Source organism: Rugamonas apoptosis (assembly GCF_014042355.1).
Taxonomy (GTDB): domain Bacteria; phylum Pseudomonadota; class Gammaproteobacteria; order Burkholderiales; family Burkholderiaceae_D; genus Rugamonas; species Rugamonas apoptosis.
Map to the genome: position 1 here is coordinate 63,957 of NZ_JACEZU010000010.1, position 17,712 is coordinate 81,668.

Genomic DNA, 17,712 nt, shown 5'->3' on the forward strand with positions numbered 1-17,712 from the left:
TCCAACCTCCCCGCCATCAACATGGCACGAAAGGACCGCTATGACCTATGAAACCTTGACCGTACACCTGGAAGACCACATCGCCGTCGTCAGGCTGAACCGCGCCGACAAGGCCAACGCCATGAACCTGGCCATGTGGCACGAACTGCGCAAGGCATTCCAGTGGGTGGACGCCACGCCCGAGGCGCGCGTGGCCATCCTGGAAGCGGACGGCAAGCTGTTTACGGCCGGTATCGACCTGCAAATGATGATGGGCCTGGGCGGCCAGATCCGTAACGATTGTGATGGCCGCACCCGCGAAGCGCTGCGCCAGGTCATCCTCGACCTGCAGGACACCCTGACCAGCCTGGAACGCTGCCGCAAGCCCGTGCTGGCGGCCATCCATGGCGCCTGCGTAGGCGGCGGTATCGACCTGATCACCTGCGCCGACATGCGCTACTGCTCGGCCGACGCCTATTTCACCATCAAGGAGATCGACATCGGCATGACGGCCGACGTGGGCACGCTGCAGCGCCTGCCGCGCCTGATCGGCGAAGGCATCACGCGCGAACTGGCCTACACGGCGCGCAAGGTGGACGCAGCCGAGGCGCGCGAGATCCGCCTCGTCAACCGCGTGTTCGAATCGAAGGAAGCGCTGCACGCGGGCGTGCGCGAGATCGCCGCCGTGATCGCCAGCAAGTCGCCGCTGTCGGTGCGCGGCTGCAAGGAGATGATCAGCTACGCGCGCGACCACAGCGTGGCCGACGGCCTCAATTACGTGGCCACCTGGAACGCGGCCATGCTGATGTCCAATGATTTGCAGGAAGCGATGATGGCTGGCATGGCCAAGCGCGAAGCGAGCTTCAAGGACTAAGCCAGCATTGCAACGCCGGCGCTGAATGTGAAAGTGGCCGCGCAAGGCGGCCACGGTGCGATCTGGGTGGCGCGATGGTGGCCACGGTCGGGCGGGTCGCGCGTTGGCGGCCACGGTTGCGCATGGGCCGCGCGTTGGCGGCCTCGGCGTTGCTATCGGGACGGACGCGCCGTCAGGCCGCGATGGCTTGGGCCGCCACCTGGCCGTAGGCGCGATTAACTTCGGCCAGCGAGAAGGCGGACGGACTGTCAGTGAGCGCCGCCTGCCGATCGCTGCTGCGATAAGTGAGGGGCGCGACATAGCGCATGCGCTCATCGTCGCTGATCTTGCCGTCGTGATTGGTATCGGCCGCCATGTCGTCGCCGGTTTCTGCCAGCACTGGCGCGGGCGCCGGCTTGGCCGGCTTGGCCGCCTCGCTGTCATTGGCGGCCGGCGTGGACTGCGGGTCCGCCACCGGACGCACCTGGCCCGCCAGGCGCGCTTGCAGAATCTGGGTTTCAGGCCGGCTGGCCAGGCGTTGCAGGGCCGCGTCGAATTGCTCCCGGGCCTGGCGTGCGGCATCATCGGCAGTTTTGCGCGCCACATCGGTGCCCGTCTGCGAGGCGGCCGCATATTGCACCGGCACGACATTCGCCCCGTCCTGGGCCGGAATGGCCGGATGGGCGTGCGCCGCCGCCGTATGGCGGGACGCAATCTGATCCGTGGTAGGGGTACGCTCGGGGTATGTGCCAGTCGCGGTTACGGTGGCCGCGAAGGACGGTCCGTTCATCTGCATAGTCGGCTCCGGAAAAAGAGGCAAAACGCGCTGCGCGGCACGCTGATCGCGCCCGCGCCAGCTAGTGACCAATAAGAACACTAACTCACACACATTGTAACAGCGTTTTACCTCATATTTCCCAAAATCCAGACAAGTAGCACGAAGTTGCTTGCATGAACGCCACACTTATTTGCCGCACGGAAACTAACTAGCAACCGCCTTAACTATCGAACTACTAGCTGCCAGCTGCTAGCTGCTCAAGGCTTGCAGCAGTTTCTGCCCATCCGGGCAACCCCAGCCCGTGCAGGCATCCCAGCCGCTGGCCGCTTGCTGGTCACCATTGTTGCCCACCGTAATGTCGCGGGTGACGCCCTGACTGCGCAGCGATCCATACAACAGCGGGTTGATGAAGCCCACCGGGTGCCCCAGTTGCTGGTTGACCAGCGCCAGCAAGCCGGCCCACAGTGGCGATACGGCGCTGGTGCCGCCAAACACCAGCTCGCGCCCATCCACCCGCACCCGGTAACCGGTGGCCGGGTCGGCGTCACCAGCCACGTCCGGCACGCCGCGCATGGTCACCTCCTCGCCCAGCACGGTCTGGTAATCGGGACGGGGGAAGAACGCGCTGAAGCCGCCGCCGGTGGCGCTGTTAGGACCTTCGTTCCACACGGTTTCCGTGGTCGCGCCGTCGGGCGTCACGTCCAGGCGGGTGCCGCCGCAGGCCAGCGCGTGGGGCGCCGAGGCGGGAAAGTCCACATGCTGGCGGCCATCCGTCTCGCCGTCCGCGGAGCCGTTGTCGCCGGCCGCGCACAACACCGTCACGCCCATGGCAGCCGCTTCCGCGAACGCTTGTTCAAAGGCCGTCATGGCTTGCCCGGTCCAGCGCGACTCCGGCGCGCCCCAGCTGATCGACAGCACGGACGGCCGGTTCACCTTGTCGTGCACGGCCGCCGTGATGGCGTCCAAAAAGCCCCGCTCCGAGTTGGGCGCGAAATAGACGGCGATCACGGCTTTGGGCGCGATGGCGCCCGCCACTTCGATGTCGAGCATCACTTCGCCATCGGCGCCGTCGGCCGTGGTGGGACGGTTCTTGGCGTGGTCGACGGAAATGACCTTGACCACCGGCAGCGGCAAGCCCAGCTCCTGGAAATACGTCTTCAAATCGCGCGGCCGGCTGCCGCCGCCCAGCTCGATGATGCCGATGCATTGGCCCGTGCCATCCAGCCCCGGCGGGAAGTTATACAGCCTGGCCAGCTGGGGCGGCGTGAACGCGGTGCCGACGGCGGCGGCCTGCGCCATACCGTCCGGCACCATGCGCTGCAGCTTGGGCGTGGCCACGGGACGGTCGTCCAGCCCGAACACGCCCTCCACCACCCCGGCCAGCTCGGGCGGCACATGCAATTCGCCTTCGCGGCCCCGGTAGGTGCCGTCCGGGAATTCGTAGTCTTGCAATTGGACGCCGAACGCATGCTCCATGGCCGCGGCCTTGCCCGACAACACCACGCGGCGCTGCCCGGCATCGCTTTGGATCACGGCCATGCCGTGCTGGCGTGCGAACGTTTCCACGGTCACTACGTCACTATGGCTGGCGCCGTGCCGCTGGCTGTAGGCTTCGCGACTCAGGTAGCGCCGGCTGGTGGGCGCCTGGTCGGCGGCCAGCGCCTGGAGGTCGGGCGTCTGGCGATCCGGCGCCGCCCGCAGGCGCACGGTGATTTCGATGATCTGCTCGGGATCAACCGGCCCCAGTGCCACGGCGCCTGCCAGCGCCGTCTGCGTGCTGCCCGGAATGACATGGGTATGTGCGGTGGTAACCATCGAATTTCTCCTGTGCAGGGTCTCGTCACGCCGCCGCGGGCGGCGCCTCCATTGACGATACCGGCCGCGCCGAAGCGGCCATTGATACAGCGCAGAAGTACGCCGGGCGGGCGGCGCGGACTTGCGTCAAAAGCGCAACACAAAATGATCACAAACACAACATATGTTTGTTTATGGAAACTTTAGCCGTGAAATGGTCTATACTGGTTTGGCAGTCACCACGCCGCCTGGCGCGGGCCGCCGGCGATCGTCGCGATCGCGCCGAACCAAGAAAGTGAGCGCCACATTGACCACCGACCATGTGCTGATGCAGTCTGAACAAGCAGCCGTGCAAGCCCTGATGCAATTGCTGCCCGTGTGGTATGACGAAGCGGGCCTGCCCGGCATGCTGCGTGCGCTGGAAGCGGCGCTGTCCGAGTGCCTGGCCATTCGCGACGAGTTCGCCCAAGACAGCGACCCGCTGCGGCGCGCCGAACGGGGCGCCGTCAGCCAGCACCTGAATTTCCTGCACACCTTGTGCGTCAACTGAGCGCGCCGCGGTCGCGCGCCCTCGCAGCGCGGGACTTAGTGCGGCCGTAACGAAGCCATCGCCGCGCGCATAAAATCGCGCATCGCCGCAGTGACAAAGCCGGCATTGGTCAGTCCCGGTTCATTGGTGAGCGCGTCGCGGATTTTCTGCTGGGTTGACGGATTGTCGCCAGCGAAGGAGCGGAACAGCTCGAACCAGTGACGCGCCAGTACCTGCACTTCCGGGGCGTTCGGTGCGCAGCCCTTGTCCATCGCGCTCTGCACTTGGGCGATCAGCGATGGCCATTCCGAGGCGCGCTTGCCAATGTTGGCGCGTAGAAAAGTGAACTCCTCGTCCGACAGATACTTGCGGTAGATGGACAGCTTATGCTGGCCGGAGGCCGCAATGACGAACTGCATCAGCGCGGGCGTGATGCCGGTCTTGTTCTGCATTACCGGTTCCTGCTCGTGCATTGTGTTCAGTTTGGCGAACAGCACAGGGTTGGCGGCGGTATCGCGCACCACCATCGTCATCCACTGGTTTGCGAGTGCCTGTGCCTGCGGATGGTCCGGCCCGGCACCAGAGTCCATCAGCGCGCGCACCGACTCCACCAATGCGGCCCATTCCGCATTCACAGCGGCGGTGGCGTTATAGAGGGGCAATTGCTTGAGTTCGTCTTTCGAGAAATATTTATCGTACATCGTCATGAGCTCCAAAGTAGTTAGCCAATCGGCCAGCTCAGGCTCCTGCCCCTGTGTCAATTGCTGATGCAAATCGGACAGGCGCGCGCGCAAGGTGTTCGCCTGGTCGATTTGCCGCGTCAGCATGGCAATTTGCTGGGCAACGACGGTGGCGAGGGGCAGGTCAGGTCTGGCCAGGTAAGCCCCGATTTCGGCTAGCGACATGCCGAACTTGCGCAAGGCCTGGATGTGATGCAGCCGGGCGATATCGGTTCGGTTGTAGAGCCGGTAGCCGGCATCGGAGCGCGCAGAAGGCGTGAGCAGGCCAATGGCGTCATAGTGGTGTAGCGCGCGCACCGTCAAGCCTGTGTGCTTGGCAAGTTCACCAATTTTCAACAGCATCGGGATGCTCCTTTCTTCGTGCGTGCAGCTAGGTTGGAGCCTGACGTTGGGTGAGGGTCAAGAGGGAAATTCCAATAAATCTCCGTTTTGTCACTACTGGCGTTATGGCCGAGCCGCGCGGAGCTGGAGCGCACAGTGAGATATCACGGCATCAAGGTTGATTGTGCGTTGGGAATGGCCGGACCGACGCATGCTTAATTGGTGTAGGTGGTATAGGTGGTATATGGCGCGTCAGCCGTCGCCTGCTGATTCAACCGGTCGACGCAACACTATTTACTGCTTAGGCAGGAGGAGTGTTGCAATGAAACGCAAACCACAAATCTGTTAGCGGCAGCGGTGATGTCTACGTCACCGCTTGTGGCGGCATTGGAAAACAACCGATGTGCACAGCATAAGCGCGCCGAGGCTAAATAACTTCAATTTCATACTTGGTATCTCTATATCCGTGACAACCATCTGACTATTTTTTGAAATGGTCTGCTCCTCGCCGTGACACGACAAGACTGCTATCGCACAGCAGACACTTTCGCCCGCAGATTATTTCCAAGCTTCGCACCGAACCAAACAAGCACTGCAAAGGCGGCCAACAAGGGAAGCGCCAGTAAAGCAAATCCGTATGTGGCCATCACTACCGGCGACCATAATATCAGTGTGCCGATAAAAGTACCAATGCCGATAGTTCTATGCCACGGTCGTCCGATAAAGATCCCTTCCAACATCCCTGTTGACAGTCCAATCATGACGACAACGAGCCACTGAACTGAACCAGAAAAATCCTCAAAGGCAGTGTGTACGATAAAGGCGACGAGAGGATTTACCACAGCACTGAACACGCCTATTATCACTGTCTTGGGTATATTCATTGCTTTCGAACAGTCAGAATTATTAGGAAAGTTATAGGGCGGCTTCTGGCCGCTCTCAGCCAAGCCTGTCCAGATAGCATTTTCCCTATCTGGAAGATCCCCCATTGTCACCTTGGATGGATTTAAGCTAGTCATTGAAACGCATAAATGCCGTTGCGCGGAGTTGATTCCCCCTCCAGCGGCAGGGCAAGCCTAAAGTGCAGAGGGAAAAGGTCCTGTATCGCGAGAGATAGTTGCGCAGCCGCCTCCGCAGCGCTTTGCTTCGCGCCGCCATAGCCTGGCCAAGGTATGAAAACATAATCGCTATTTGTAAAAATAGCGCCGTGCACAGTCTCAAACTCTCCAACCGTATTTACGCTGATAAAACCGTGGAGCAGGTTTCCTGTTGGCGTCAGAAATTGCGCACGTATAGAAAGTGAATATGAATCCAAAGGTATCAAACTCGCCTTTGACGGTCGAACCCACGTCTCGTCACGGCCAGGATGACCTTCCTCGTCCGTGGCAAACTCCCAAATCGGAAATGCTTCGAGGTCTGCCCGCGTTAATGAAGCGATAGGCTTCCGAGTTAGAAAGGTAGTCATATTCGTCTATTCTTGTTTAATTATGCCGCCTTTTCCGGGCAACCCAACGTCAGCTAATGTCGTTAGCCGCGCCAGTCATGGCAAAGGTTTTCCAGCGATAAGAATACGCAGTCGCTCAGCGAAAAAACCCGCTCGCTGCGCTCCATAAATAGCTTTGCCAATAGCCTCGTAATGAGTGGAATCATCTTTTTCAATGGAAATAGTTGCATCTGGTTCTTGGTCTCTAATTTTTACCAGAGCTTCCGCAACCTCATTTGTTGATCGCAGTGTCACCCCATCCAAAAGCACACTGTCATCATCGGAAATTCGCAAAACGATTATCTCACTCAAAATCGTTGCTCCAAATTTTAGTAGTTTTATCAGCGAACGGCGGGTCTTGGCGAACACGGCCAAAGATAGTCAAAATCGCATCTTGCTTGTATAAAAATTTCACGGTTTGTCATGACACTGCAGAAGTCGCCCCTTATAGAGGACGCTTCTTGCTGCGCTACTCAGGCTTGTGGGCTACGCCCGAGCCGGTTCGCCGCTGATTGCTTGCGCCCAGTCGCCGCTTCCAGACTGCCGGCACGGCCCAGCCCAAAGGCAGGCATGTTGACATATACACTCTCGTAGGCCCCGGCAGCTACGGCGAAGGTTTCGTGCCAGATGCCGACTGTTCCATCAGTACCGACGGACTGATTGAACGCTTTCCACGCCGGCAGATGAGCCGCCTCCTTGCTGGTGGCATAGGCCATCAATTGGTCCATTGAGCGCCAGTACTGAACCATGATGAGCGTCCTTGAAAACCACATCTCCGCATGCAGCAAGCCCAATTCGGGCTGGCGCCGCAGCTCGCTAATCATCCCGGGCATCGCGGCGGCAACTGGCCACCACTTGTGCACCTTCCATGGCTGATTAAGACGCATGCCGATGAGGAAAACGACAAAGTCGCCGTCGATTGTTGCGGTGAGTCGTTCACGGTGAATCATGCTGCTCCTTACAAACGAGTTTAATGGTCCGCTGCTGCCCGGTTACGGTCCGCCTGCTGAACCATTTCTTTGATCTTCGTCGCTTTTTCAAAATGGTCCAGTTCATGCTCGCGTATCCACCATTCCGCGGCTTCCATCAGCAACTCAGGATTGTCATTTTTGTTAGCGAAAAAGGCGTAAAAAGACAGTCCGACACCTGGCCCCTTTTTGGCTATTTTCTCGTCGCAAACCGCAATCACCTTCTTCCTTAATGCATCTCTCATTTCCTCAACACCTACACGCATTACTCCAAGCTGGATGTACTCACCGAACGCCCGAAAGTGGCCGCGATACCGTTAATTGCTATGCCAACCACATCAGCTCAAGGCTGAACGCCGCCGTCGGCAGGATAGCAGCTTGCCAGATTGTAAAGTACACACTTTGTCACACCCAGACGATATCCATGGGCATTCCCGCTATTCGCGCAAAATCCACCTGAGCTCAGTGCGAGGCCGCGCCGGCCAGCTCCGGATGCTCACGCAAGATGCGACGGCGCTGCTGTTCGATGCGGCGTATCTTCTCCTCCACCTTGGCGATCTGTTCGGCCGGCACGCCGGCTGCGCGGCCCCGCTCCATGTCCGCCTGCAAGCGCGGCAGCTCGGCCGCCGCCGCTCCCGCGAACGCGCCCAGCACGCGCAATTGCTGCCCCTGCTGGTACTGTTGATAGGCTTGGGGATCGGCCAGTTCCGCCGCCGTGGGTGGCGTGCGGGCTTCGTCGCGCTGTATAGGGGGCGTGCGCGCGTCGCCATGTTCGCGCGCATCGGCCATGCTGAGCCACGCGGAACCGCTGCTGTCGACGGGCGTCAATGGCACCCGCTGCAACTGCGCATCGTGCTCCGGCACGGCTTCGAACCATTGCCGGCCGCCCGTGCCCGCGTCCGCGCCACCCGCGCGCGCGGGGGCGGCGCCGATGCCACCCACCATGCCGGCCTGCCGGGCGATGGACGGCCAGGCCACCCAGCCCGCCACTGCGGCGGCCACCACGGTCGCCACGATCACCGCGCGCCTCATGACCGCGACTCCAGCACACGCAGCGGCTGATCCAATATGCTGCGGTTGATGTCGATGCGGGCCGCGCCCAGCAGGCGCTGGCGCAGCGCGGCCAGCTGGGCCGCCGCCTTCTCACGCGCCACCGCGTTGCCGGCCACATAGCGCACCGTTTCGGACGCGGGGTCCTGATAACCCTCCACGCGCTGATCGACCAGCACGATCTCCCACACCGCCTTGTCGTTCGGCCCCACCGGGCTGCGGATCGGGCGCGAAGGCTGGCCCTCGGCCTGCGAGAACGCCAGCTGCGCCAGCCAGTCCGGCGCGCCGCTGTGCTGCAGCCATCCCAGTTCGCCGCCGGTCTGGCTATCCGGCGCGGACGAATAGCGGCGTGCCAGCGCGCCAAAATCGGCGCCGCCGCTCAACTGTCCGGCCACCGTCTGTGCCGTGCGCTCATCCAGCAGACGGATATGGCGCGCCTTCACTTTCTCGATGCGGCGGAATTCCTCGCGATGATGGCGGTAATACTGCTCGATCTCGCCCGCGCTCACCTGGGCCGACAATTGTTTGACGACGGGACTGGCCGCGTCGATATCGTTGCCGATGCCGTGCAACTGCTGCAAGGCCTGCACCGTGTCCTGCTCGTCCAGCACGCGCCGCAGGTCGGCCATGGCGGCGGCGCCAAAGCGCTGCGCGCTCCAGTGCTGCACATACAACGCCGCCAGCGCCAGCATGGCCTGCTGTTGCAGGTGGGAGGACTGGCGCCCGAACAGCGCCACCCTGCCCTGCACGTTCTGGCGCCGGTACACGTCGGCCAGGGTGATGGTGCCGGCAGGCCCTTGCGGCAGCTGGTAACGCAGCACGATCACGTCCTGCGCGCGCGCCAGCTGCCCGGCATCGAGCGTGTACTCCAGTCGCAACTGGCCGGGGCGCCCGAACACGACGTCCAGCATGGCCGGCGTGATGGCCGGTTGCGCCGTCACCAATCCGGCCAGGCTGGCGCCCGGCAGGCGCTGCATGGCCTGCTCCAGCTCCTTGCCGTACAGGCCACGCAAGGTGGCGACCAACTGGTCGTCCACCATCACGTTATGCGCGAACGCCACGCGCTGGCTGGCGAACAGCGTCGCCTCGCCATAGGTCGCGCGCGCCGATCCGGCCAACAGGCGGTTGACGACGGCCTGCTCCAGCACTGCACTGCGGCTGGCCTTGGCGTCGCCCTGGCGCGCCGTGCGCCACAACGCGTCCACGCTGAACGCGAGCAGCGGCGCTCCATCTATCCGCGCGGCCAGCACGGGGTCATTGAGGCGGTAGGCCACGGCCGCCTGCGCGCTGCATGGCACCAGTACGGGCGCGAACGACAACGCGGCTGTGAGTGTGGCCGTCAGCGCACGACGGCGCCAGCCTGTAGTCCGGATCATCATGGCGCTTAGTTCGCCAAACGCTCGGCGGCGCGGTTCAGAACATGCACCACCATCGCGATCGAGTGCGGAATCATCTGCTGGCCCACGCGGCGGCGGTCATTCTGGTCGGTGGACGACAGCACGATGCCGCCATTGGCGTACGAGTAGGTGCCGCCCTGGGTCAGCAACGGACGGATATCGACGGCCGCTGGCGCCACCGGCGTAAAGTCGGCCATCGCCGCCGCCACCAGCGCCGGATCGTTCAGGTGCTCGCTGTCGTAGTAGTCCTGCACCCACTGCTCCCACGACGAGTGGTTGTTGGCCGAGGTGGTCCAGGTGTGGTGCGGCTGCAGCAGGTCGGTGGTGTGCAGCGTGAAGCCCAGGCTTTGCGCCGTCGGCTGTGCCAGGAATTGCTGGAACCAGTACTGGCCCAGATTGTCGATCGGCTGGAACGGCATGGTTTCGAAATCGGCGTACTGGCTGTTGCTGGACACGCCGCCAAAGCGGTAGTGCGCTTCCGTCAGACCATAGCTGTTGTACTTGGTGCCGTCGCCGAACCAGCCGCCGTTGCCGCCGGCGCCGTCATCGAGGTAGTCGCCATACAGCCAGCTGGCGGCCATGTTGTCGATATCGCCGGCCACCGTCAGCTTGGCGTAGTTGTAGCCGCCGAACGGATTGCCATGCACGTCCTTGCCGGAAGTGTGGTTCTGGAAGTGCCAGTACGAGGTGTACTTGACGATGCCCGAGCCCAGGCCCCACACGGGCGCCATCTGGCAATTGCCGGTGGTGGCGCCGCAGATGTAGGTGTCGGCAAAGTCGTCCACATCGTAGGCGCCCTGGCCCAGCGCCTGCGCGAACTGGTCGACGCTGTAGCCGGCCCGGGTCACGCCCGCCACCAGCTTGTTGTAGTTGGTGCTGCCCGGATTGTTCTTCATGAAGGTCACCGCGTCCAGTACGATGCGGCGGTGGGTTTCTTGCTGCCATGCGTGCGCGGGTGCGCTCACGAGCGTTGCCATAGTTGCCAGAGCCAGGCTAGTGGCCATCAGTCCAGTCTTTTTCATTATTTCCCCATTTAACAAATCGCACGGGTGTGCGTTTTTTGTTAAAACAGTTTAACAATGGAATATGACAATATTGCGATTTCAGTATTAGAATTGTTGCTCGATTGAAACAAGGTGAAGCTTTCCATGTCACGGAATTGTCATTTCCATCCTGTACGCTGCAGCAGCGCGCGCTCAACGTCGCGGCATCTTCTCCACTCCTTCCAACCACGAACACACACATGAAAAATCGGTCCACTCCCCTGCCCCTGCTGCGTACCCTGGTGCTGGCCTGCTGCCTGACCGGCGCCGGCGCGCACGCGGCCACGCCCGCCGCGCCGCCTGTCGCCGCGTCCGCGCAACCCAAGCTGGTGGTGGTGCTGGTGGTGGATGGCCTGCCCAACGAGCAGGTGCAGCGCTACCGCGAGCAATTTGGCCAGGGCGGCCTGCGCCGCCTCATGGACCAGGGCGCCTACTACAGCAACGCCCACCAGGCCCACGGCGTGACGGTGACGGCTGTCGGCCACAGCGCCGTGCTGACCGGCGCCTATCCCTACCAGCATGGCATCATCGGCAACAACTGGATCGATCCCGTCACCAAGCAATCCATCTACTGCACGGAAGACCACGACTACCACTACATCGGCGCCCCCACCAAGGCCGACGACGGCACTTCCCCCGCACGCCTGCATGTAAGCACGGTGGGCGACGAACTGCGCTACGCTACCGGCAACCGCGCCAAGGTGGTGGCCGTGTCGGGCAAGGACCGGGGCGCGATCCTGCTGGCTGGTAAAACGGGCACCGCCTACATGTACATGGAAAGCACGGGCGACTTCGCCAGCAGCACCTATTACATGCGGAACCACCCGGCCTGGGTCCAACGCTACGACGCCGGCAAGCCGCAGAACCGCTACTACGGCAAATCGTGGACCCCGCTGCTGGCCGACGCGGCCTACGCGGGCGACGCCGCCGACAGCCTGACGCCGTCCAAGCCGGGCGTGCGCAACACCTTCCCCTTCGCCTACTACAGCGAGAGCGGCGAACTGGATGGGAACTACTACAAGCGATTGAAGAGCGGCCCCTTCCTCGACGAGCTGACGCTGGACTTCGCGCGCGCCGCCATCGAAGGCGAACAGCTGGGCGCCAACCCGGCCGGTGTACCGGATCTGCTGGCCGTGAGCCTGTCGGCACACGACTATGTGAACCACGCGTTCGGCCCCGAAAGCAAGATGTCGCACGACCACCTGCAGCGTCTGGACCGCATGCTGGCCGGCTTCTTCGGCTATCTGGACCAGCGTATCGGCCTCGATAACGTGCTGGTGGTGCTCACGGCCGACCATGGCTTTGCCAACGTGCCCGAATTCGCCCAGGGCCAGCACCTGGACGCCCAGCGCCTGGACGGCGACAAGCTGATCGCCGCACTGAACCAGCACCTGGAGTCGAAATACGGCCAGGCCAAGCTGGTGAACGCCTGGTCGCTGCCCAATGTGCACCTGGACTATATGCTGATCGACAAGAGCGGTTTGCGCCGCGAAGACGTGGAGAATACAGCCGCCCGCTACCTCGAACAGCAGGCAGGCGTGGCCGACGTCTACACCCGCACCCAGTTCGAACATGGCGCCGTGGCCGGCACCCGCATCGCCACCTTGATGCGCCGCGCCTGGAACCGCGAAGCGTCGGGCGACCTGATGGTGGTCACCAGGCCGTACTGGTATTTCGGCACCGGCACCACCGGCACCTCGCACGGCTCGCCATACGCCTACGACACCAACGTGCCGCTGATGATCATGGGTAAGCGCTGGATCAAGCCCGGCTACTATGGCCAGTATGCGGAAGTGGTGGACCTGGCGCCCACCCTGGCCAACCTGCTGCACGTGCGTCCGCCAGCGGCCGCCGAAGGCCGCGTGTTGACGGAAACGCTGCGCTAACACCAAGAAAAATCGGGGACGTAACACCATATTCCCAGCGGGGAAAACCGTGTTACGTCCCGGGTTCTGTCAATCCGTCACCTCGAACGCGGCCGGGTCGAGCGCGGCCAGCGGGCGGGCGCCGCCCAGCGCCGGTCGGCCGGCCTGGTGCTCCAGCCGCTCGCGCAGCTTGGCCAGGTAGTCGGCGCGGCAGCGGCGCAAGGCGAAATCGCGGAAGTTGTCGTGCTCCAGGTCATGCCAGGCTTGCTCGCGCGCGGCGTCCGAATGGACTTTCGCCTGCAATACCATGGCCGGCGTGATGACGGTGGCGCCCGGCGTCATCGGCGTGTAGCCATAGCGCCGCATGTATTCACCCGTCACCGTCTCGATCACGCCGATCTCCTCCTGCGACAACTGCTGCTTGAACTTGTCCGCATGGGCCGGTATCGGCGCGTAGCAGTTCGACGACCACAGCGCCGACAACTGCGATATCTGGCGCGCTTCCTGCGAATGCGCCACATCCAGCATGCCCGGCTGGTAGTCGATCTCCATGAAGCGGCACAGCGCCTGCAGCGTGGCCTGCTGTTGCGACAGGAAGTCCTCGTAGCGGATGGTCAGCACGCGCTGCGGGAAGCGCTGCATCACGGCATCGGCGGCGCGGTGCGCGGCCAGCCAGGTGCGGGCGTTAAGCAAGGTGTCGAAGTCGTGGATGATGGCGCGGTTCATCGACGCCACCTGCGCGCGCGGGTCGCGCACCACGTTCACGAACAGCATGTCGGGCAACAGCGCCATCAGCTCGGCGGCGTAGTGCACGCTGTCGAGCGATTTATCCATCACCACGCTGGCGCCTTGCGCCTCGCCCGAGCGCAGCAGCAGTTCCCACACCACGCGGTGCACGCTGCGCGGCTGGTGGCGCAAAGTCTCGAAGATTTCCACCGGATCGAACACCAGTTGCGGCCATTTGACCATGCTCACCGCCTGCAAGCCCACCACATCGACCACCAGCCGGAAATAGGCCCGGTCGTCGGCCAGGTCGCCATACAGCGGCAGCATCGGCATGAAATCGACGATGTGCAAGGGATACGGTGAATAGAACTGCGGCGACATGTTCAGGCGCAGACGCAGCGCGTGGCTGCCGCAACGGCGCAGCGGGATCATCATGACGGGACGCGGACGCTTGCCTGGCTGGACTGCTTGTGATTCGGGACTCATTGCGCTCTCCATACGGACTGACGGTGTGTCGGAAAAATCGGTACTAGCCGGCCTGGCAGGCCATGCCTTCCAGCTCGAAGTGCTGGCGGAATTCGTCGATGAAATGGTCCAGCCGCGCGCCCGGCAGGCGGTTGATGCCGGCCGCCGCCATGCGCCCGCCGCCCGTCTCGAAGCGGCGGCACAGGTCGCAGGCGCTGTACGCGCCCGGCATGCCCGAACGCACGCTGACCATGTAGCTGCCATCGGCACGCTCGCCCAGGATGGCGAACGAGGCGCCCGGATGCTGCACCGCCAGCCGGTTGGCCAGCACCCCACTGATGCGGCGTGCCCAGGGCGCGTCCGGCAACAGGTAGACGGCGCCGCCGTTGCGCTCCCAGTGCGGCCGCAGCGCCTGCAGGCGCGCGCAGTCGTCATGGTAGCCGGCACACAGCAGGCGGTATTCCTCGCTGTCGGCGATGAACTGGAGCGGGTCGGCATACGGCGCCAGCGCGCGGTACAGGGCGGCCGGCGCCACATGCAGGTCGGCCACGCAGTCGCCGTAGGCGTTGTAATTGATGACCTGGCCCAGTTGCGCCAGCGCGGCCGCGTCCCGCTCGCGCACGCCGGCGCCGCGCGCCAAGGTACTGGCCACGCCCATCAGGTTGTCGCCAAAGGCGCCCACCACGGCCCAGCGCCGGTAACGCCCGCCCAAGCGGCGGTCGACCAGGATGCTGGTGCACACATCGGGCGTCGGGTCCCAGTGCAGGCGCAGGCCGGGATGGGGAAAAGCGTCGTCGGCCGCGTGGTGGTCGTAGTAGTCGACGGTGGCGCCGCCGTCCAGCACGCGCCTCAGCTCGGGCGTGTTGGCGTCCAGCGAAATATCGAGCACCACCACATGGCGGGCGCCGGCGGGCACCTGGCGCAGCAGCGCGATGTCGCGCTTGACGCCGGTCACCAGCACGGCGTCGTCGGCCGGGCGCACCAGCCGCAACTGGTGCAGCGCGCAGATGCCATCGGCGTCGCCGTTGAAAACGTCATAGCGCGCGGCGGGAGTGAGGGTCGCGTGCATGGCGTCAGATGTAGCGTTTGGCCAGGTGTTCAAACAGCAGTTCGCAGGCGTGCGCCAGCGGCATGCCGCCCGTGTCGATGGTCAGGGCCGGATGCTCGGGCGCCTCGTACGGCGCCGAGATGCCGGTGAATTCCGGTATCAGCCCGGCCCTGGCCTTGCGGTACAGGCCCTTGGGATCGCGCTCCTCGCACACGCCGCACGGGGTGCTGATGTGGGTTTCGATGAAATCGTCGGCGCCGATGATGCCGCGCGCCAGTTCGCGGTCGCGCCGCAGCGGCGAGATGAAGGCGGCGATCACGATCAGGCCCGCGTCGTTCATCAGCCGCGCCACTTCAGCGCTGCGGCGGATGTTCTCCTGCCGGTCCTCCGGCGTGAAGCCCAGGTCCCGGTTCAGGCCATGGCGCAGGTTGTCACCGTCGAGCACATAGGCCGGGCGGCCCGCCTCCACCAGCATCTTCTCCAGCGCGCAGGCCAGCGTCGATTTGCCGGCCCCGCTCAATCCCGTCAGCCACACGGTGGCCGCGCGCCGGCCCACGCCGCCCATGCGCGCCTGGGCCGTGACCTGGCCCGCATGCCAGTAGATATGGGGCGTCTGGCCGGGGGCCGGTTCGGGCTTGCGCAGCAGCGCATCCAGCTTCTCCAACTTGCTCATCGCGTTCTCCTGGCCGGCCCCGTGGCCGGCATGATTGCCTTGCCTGGACCGCCATGGTCCGGATCAGAACTGCTCCCACTCGGCGTCGGCCGGCGCGGCGGCGCCATGGGCACGGCGCGCACCGCTGGCGGCCAGCGCCTTCCTGGCCGGCGCGGGTTTGGATGGCGCCACCCTGGCCGGCGCCGCCCGTTGCGGCAGCACTTGCAACGCCGGCGCCGGCGGCAACAGCGGCCGTCCCGACTCGGCCTCCAGCCGGAAGATACCCACCACCTCGGTCAGGCTGTTGGCCTGGTCGCGCATGGCCTGGGCGGCGGCGGCCGCCTCCTCCACCAGCGCCGCGTTCTGCTGGGTCACTGAATCCATCTGCATCACGGCCTGGTTGATCTGTTCGATGCCGCTGGACTGTTCCTGGCTGGCGGCCATGATCTCGGACATGATCTCCGTCACGCGCCGCACGCTGTCGACCACCTCGTGCATGGTCGATCCGGCCTGCTCCACCAGCCGGTTGCCCGCCTCCACCTTGTTGACCGAGTCGCCCACCAGCTCCTTGATCTCCTTGGCGGCGGCAGCCGAGCGCTGGGCCAGGTTGCGCACTTCCGTGGCCACCACGGCGAAGCCGCGGCCCTGTTCCCCGGCGCGTGCCGCCTCCACGGCCGCGTTCAAGGCCAGGATATTGGTCTGGAACGCGATGCCGTCAATGACGGCGATGATGTCGCCGATCTTGTGCGCCGACAGGTCGATGGCGGCCATGGTGTCGACCACCTGGGCCACCACGGCGCCGCCACGCACGGCCACGTCGGAGGCTGACACGGCCAGCCCGTTGGCGGCGCGCGCATGGTCGCTGTTGATGCGCACGGTGCTGGTCAGTTCCTCCATCGAGGACGCCGTCTCCTCCAGCGTGCCGGCCTGCTGCTCGGTGCGCGAGGACAGGTCCAGGTTGCCCGACGCGATCTGCCCGGCCGCCGTGGCGATGGTCTCTGTGCTGCTGTGCACCTGGGTGACGATCAGCGCCAGGCTGTCGCGCATGGATTTCATGGCGTGCAGCAGGCTGTCGGTGTCGCCGTCACGCGTCTCGATGGTGATGGCCAGGTTGCCGGCCGCGATCTGGCCGGCGATGGCGGCCGCTTCGGCCGGTTCGCAGCCCAGCTGGCGCACCACGCCACGGGTGATCAACAGGGCCGCCGCCGCGCTGGCCAGCAGCGCCAGCGCGCCGATCACCAGCATCTGCGTGCGGGCCGCCGTGTAGGCGCCGGCCGCTTCGGCGGTGGCCAGGTCGTTCTGCTTCTCCTCCACGGCGATCAAGCGGCGCAGCAGTTCCCACCAGGCTTTCTGCACGGGCCGGAACTGGTAGCGCAGCAGCTGGAAGGCCTCATCCTGCTTCTGTTCCAGCGCCAACGCGGCCGCCTTGTCGATGAAGGGCAAGGCCAACTGGCCCTGCTTGCGGATCTGCTCGAGCAAGTCCTTTTCCTCGGCCGAAGTGCCGGGCATGGCGAACATCTGGCCCAGCTTGTCCTGCGCCGCCGCGTACTTCTTGCCTTGCGCGGCGAGGCGGTCCACCTCGATCTGGATTTCCTTGGCTTCCTTCAGCAGGATCAGGTTGCGCAAGGCCAGCGCGCGCTCCGTCACCGTCAAGTCCATGGCCGCGGCGAGCTTGGTTTCCACGTCGTTGACCTTGGTGATATCGTCCAGCCGCTGCTGGATCTGGCCCATGCTCGACAAGCCCAGCGCGATCACCACCAGCAGCAGCAGCGACACCACCCCGAAGCCCAGGCCAAGCCGCTTGGCGACCCCCATGTTACGCATCTTCATGCTCACCTCCTGAACACTGCGATCCACGTCCCGGCAGCTATGCGGCCAGCGCATATGAGACGACATGCAACGATCTTAGACGATTCCGTACGGCAAAATTGTCTCGAAAAATCACCCACGAGCACGCCAGCAACGGCATCACGACAGGCATTGACCTTGATCGAATTTATGCTTGTTCCCGCGCAGCAATA

The 17,712-nt window shown here is 63.9% G+C and carries 18 protein-coding genes; 3 read left to right on the plus strand and 15 right to left on the minus strand.

Annotation, left to right across the window (positions count from 1 at the left end; all coding sequences use genetic code 11):
• Window positions 1–40: 40 nt before the first annotated feature.
• Window positions 41–853 (plus strand): crotonase/enoyl-CoA hydratase family protein, encoded by an 813-nt coding sequence (locus H3H39_RS19435; protein ID WP_182155598.1) that lies wholly within the window; start codon window positions 41–43, stop codon window positions 851–853.
• Window positions 854–1,025: 172 nt separating this feature from the next.
• Here the strand turns inward: H3H39_RS19435 and H3H39_RS19440 are convergent, their stop codons facing one another.
• Both H3H39_RS19440 and H3H39_RS19445 read right to left on the minus strand, forming a co-directional pair.
• Window positions 1,026–1,628, minus strand: a complete 603-nt coding sequence (locus tag H3H39_RS19440; protein WP_182155600.1) for a hypothetical protein — start codon at window positions 1,626–1,628, stop codon at window positions 1,026–1,028.
• A gap of 231 nt (window positions 1,629–1,859) precedes the next feature.
• Complete coding sequence (locus H3H39_RS19445; RefSeq protein ID WP_182155602.1) at window positions 1,860–3,425, minus strand: S53 family peptidase; 1,566 nt, start codon at window positions 3,423–3,425, stop codon at window positions 1,860–1,862.
• A gap of 274 nt (window positions 3,426–3,699) precedes the next feature.
• Between H3H39_RS19445 and H3H39_RS19450 the strand changes: the two genes are divergently transcribed.
• On the plus strand, window positions 3,700–3,954 hold the full coding sequence (locus H3H39_RS19450) for a hypothetical protein (RefSeq protein WP_182155604.1): 255 nt from the start codon (window positions 3,700–3,702) through the stop codon (window positions 3,952–3,954).
• Between the two features lie 35 nt (window positions 3,955–3,989).
• Here H3H39_RS19450 and H3H39_RS19455 read toward each other — a convergent pair whose 3' ends face one another.
• The 9 genes from H3H39_RS19455 to H3H39_RS19495 form a co-directional block, all read right to left on the minus strand.
• Entirely contained in the window at window positions 3,990–5,015 is a 1,026-nt protein-coding gene (locus H3H39_RS19455) for a MerR family transcriptional regulator (RefSeq protein ID WP_182155606.1), read from the minus strand.
• 506 nt (window positions 5,016–5,521) lie between these two features.
• Complete coding sequence (locus H3H39_RS19460) at window positions 5,522–6,013, minus strand: hypothetical protein (protein WP_182155608.1); 492 nt, start codon at window positions 6,011–6,013, stop codon at window positions 5,522–5,524.
• Complete coding sequence (locus tag H3H39_RS19465; protein ID WP_182155610.1) at window positions 6,010–6,459, minus strand: hypothetical protein; 450 nt, start codon at window positions 6,457–6,459, stop codon at window positions 6,010–6,012. The genes H3H39_RS19460 and H3H39_RS19465 overlap by 4 nt, the downstream gene beginning before the upstream one ends.
• 75 nt (window positions 6,460–6,534) lie before the next feature.
• Entirely contained in the window at window positions 6,535–6,846 is a 312-nt protein-coding gene (locus H3H39_RS19470) for a biopolymer transporter ExbD (protein WP_182155612.1), read from the minus strand.
• 104 nt (window positions 6,847–6,950) lie between these two features.
• Window positions 6,951–7,427 (minus strand): DUF4188 domain-containing protein, encoded by a 477-nt coding sequence (locus H3H39_RS19475; protein WP_182155614.1) that lies wholly within the window; start codon window positions 7,425–7,427, stop codon window positions 6,951–6,953.
• 20 nt (window positions 7,428–7,447) lie between these two features.
• Entirely contained in the window at window positions 7,448–7,690 is a 243-nt protein-coding gene (locus H3H39_RS19480; RefSeq protein ID WP_182155616.1) for a DUF6500 family protein, read from the minus strand.
• 217 nt (window positions 7,691–7,907) lie between these two features.
• Window positions 7,908–8,477, minus strand: coding sequence for a hypothetical protein (locus H3H39_RS19485; RefSeq protein ID WP_182155618.1), 570 nt, complete (start codon window positions 8,475–8,477; stop codon window positions 7,908–7,910).
• Window positions 8,474–9,874, minus strand: coding sequence for a peptidylprolyl isomerase (locus H3H39_RS19490; protein WP_229218139.1), 1,401 nt, complete (start codon window positions 9,872–9,874; stop codon window positions 8,474–8,476). Before H3H39_RS19490 ends, H3H39_RS19485 begins: the two co-directional genes overlap by 4 nt.
• A 5-nt stretch (window positions 9,875–9,879) precedes the next feature.
• Window positions 9,880–10,857 (minus strand): phospholipase C/P1 nuclease family protein, encoded by a 978-nt coding sequence (locus H3H39_RS19495; RefSeq protein WP_311196943.1) that lies wholly within the window; start codon window positions 10,855–10,857, stop codon window positions 9,880–9,882.
• A 278-nt stretch (window positions 10,858–11,135) separates the two neighbouring features.
• On the opposite strand from H3H39_RS19495, the gene H3H39_RS19500 reads away from it, so the two are divergent.
• On the plus strand, window positions 11,136–12,821 hold the full coding sequence (locus tag H3H39_RS19500) for an alkaline phosphatase family protein (RefSeq protein WP_182155622.1): 1,686 nt from the start codon (window positions 11,136–11,138) through the stop codon (window positions 12,819–12,821).
• 69 nt (window positions 12,822–12,890) lie between these two features.
• On the opposite strand, the gene H3H39_RS19505 is transcribed toward H3H39_RS19500, so the two are convergent.
• The 4 genes from H3H39_RS19505 to H3H39_RS19520 all read right to left on the minus strand — a co-directional run bounded on the left by H3H39_RS19505 (window position 12,891) and on the right by H3H39_RS19520 (window position 17,521).
• The gene (locus tag H3H39_RS19505) at window positions 12,891–14,012 is read right to left on the minus strand and encodes a sulfotransferase family protein (RefSeq protein WP_229218140.1); all 1,122 of its coding nucleotides are present in this window, start codon (window positions 14,010–14,012) and stop codon (window positions 12,891–12,893) included.
• A gap of 43 nt (window positions 14,013–14,055) precedes the next feature.
• Window positions 14,056–15,060: a DHH family phosphoesterase gene (locus H3H39_RS19510; protein ID WP_182155626.1), complete on the minus strand. Its 1,005-nt coding sequence runs from the start codon at window positions 15,058–15,060 to the stop codon at window positions 14,056–14,058.
• Window positions 15,061–15,064: 4 nt separating this feature from the next.
• Window positions 15,065–15,712 (minus strand): adenylyl-sulfate kinase, encoded by a 648-nt coding sequence (cysC, locus tag H3H39_RS19515; RefSeq protein WP_182155628.1) that lies wholly within the window; start codon window positions 15,710–15,712, stop codon window positions 15,065–15,067.
• Window positions 15,713–15,775: 63 nt separating this feature from the next.
• A complete protein-coding gene (locus H3H39_RS19520; RefSeq protein WP_182155630.1) occupies window positions 15,776–17,521 on the minus strand; it encodes a methyl-accepting chemotaxis protein in 1,746 nt (581 codons plus the stop codon).
• Window positions 17,522–17,712: the final 191 nt, after the last annotated feature.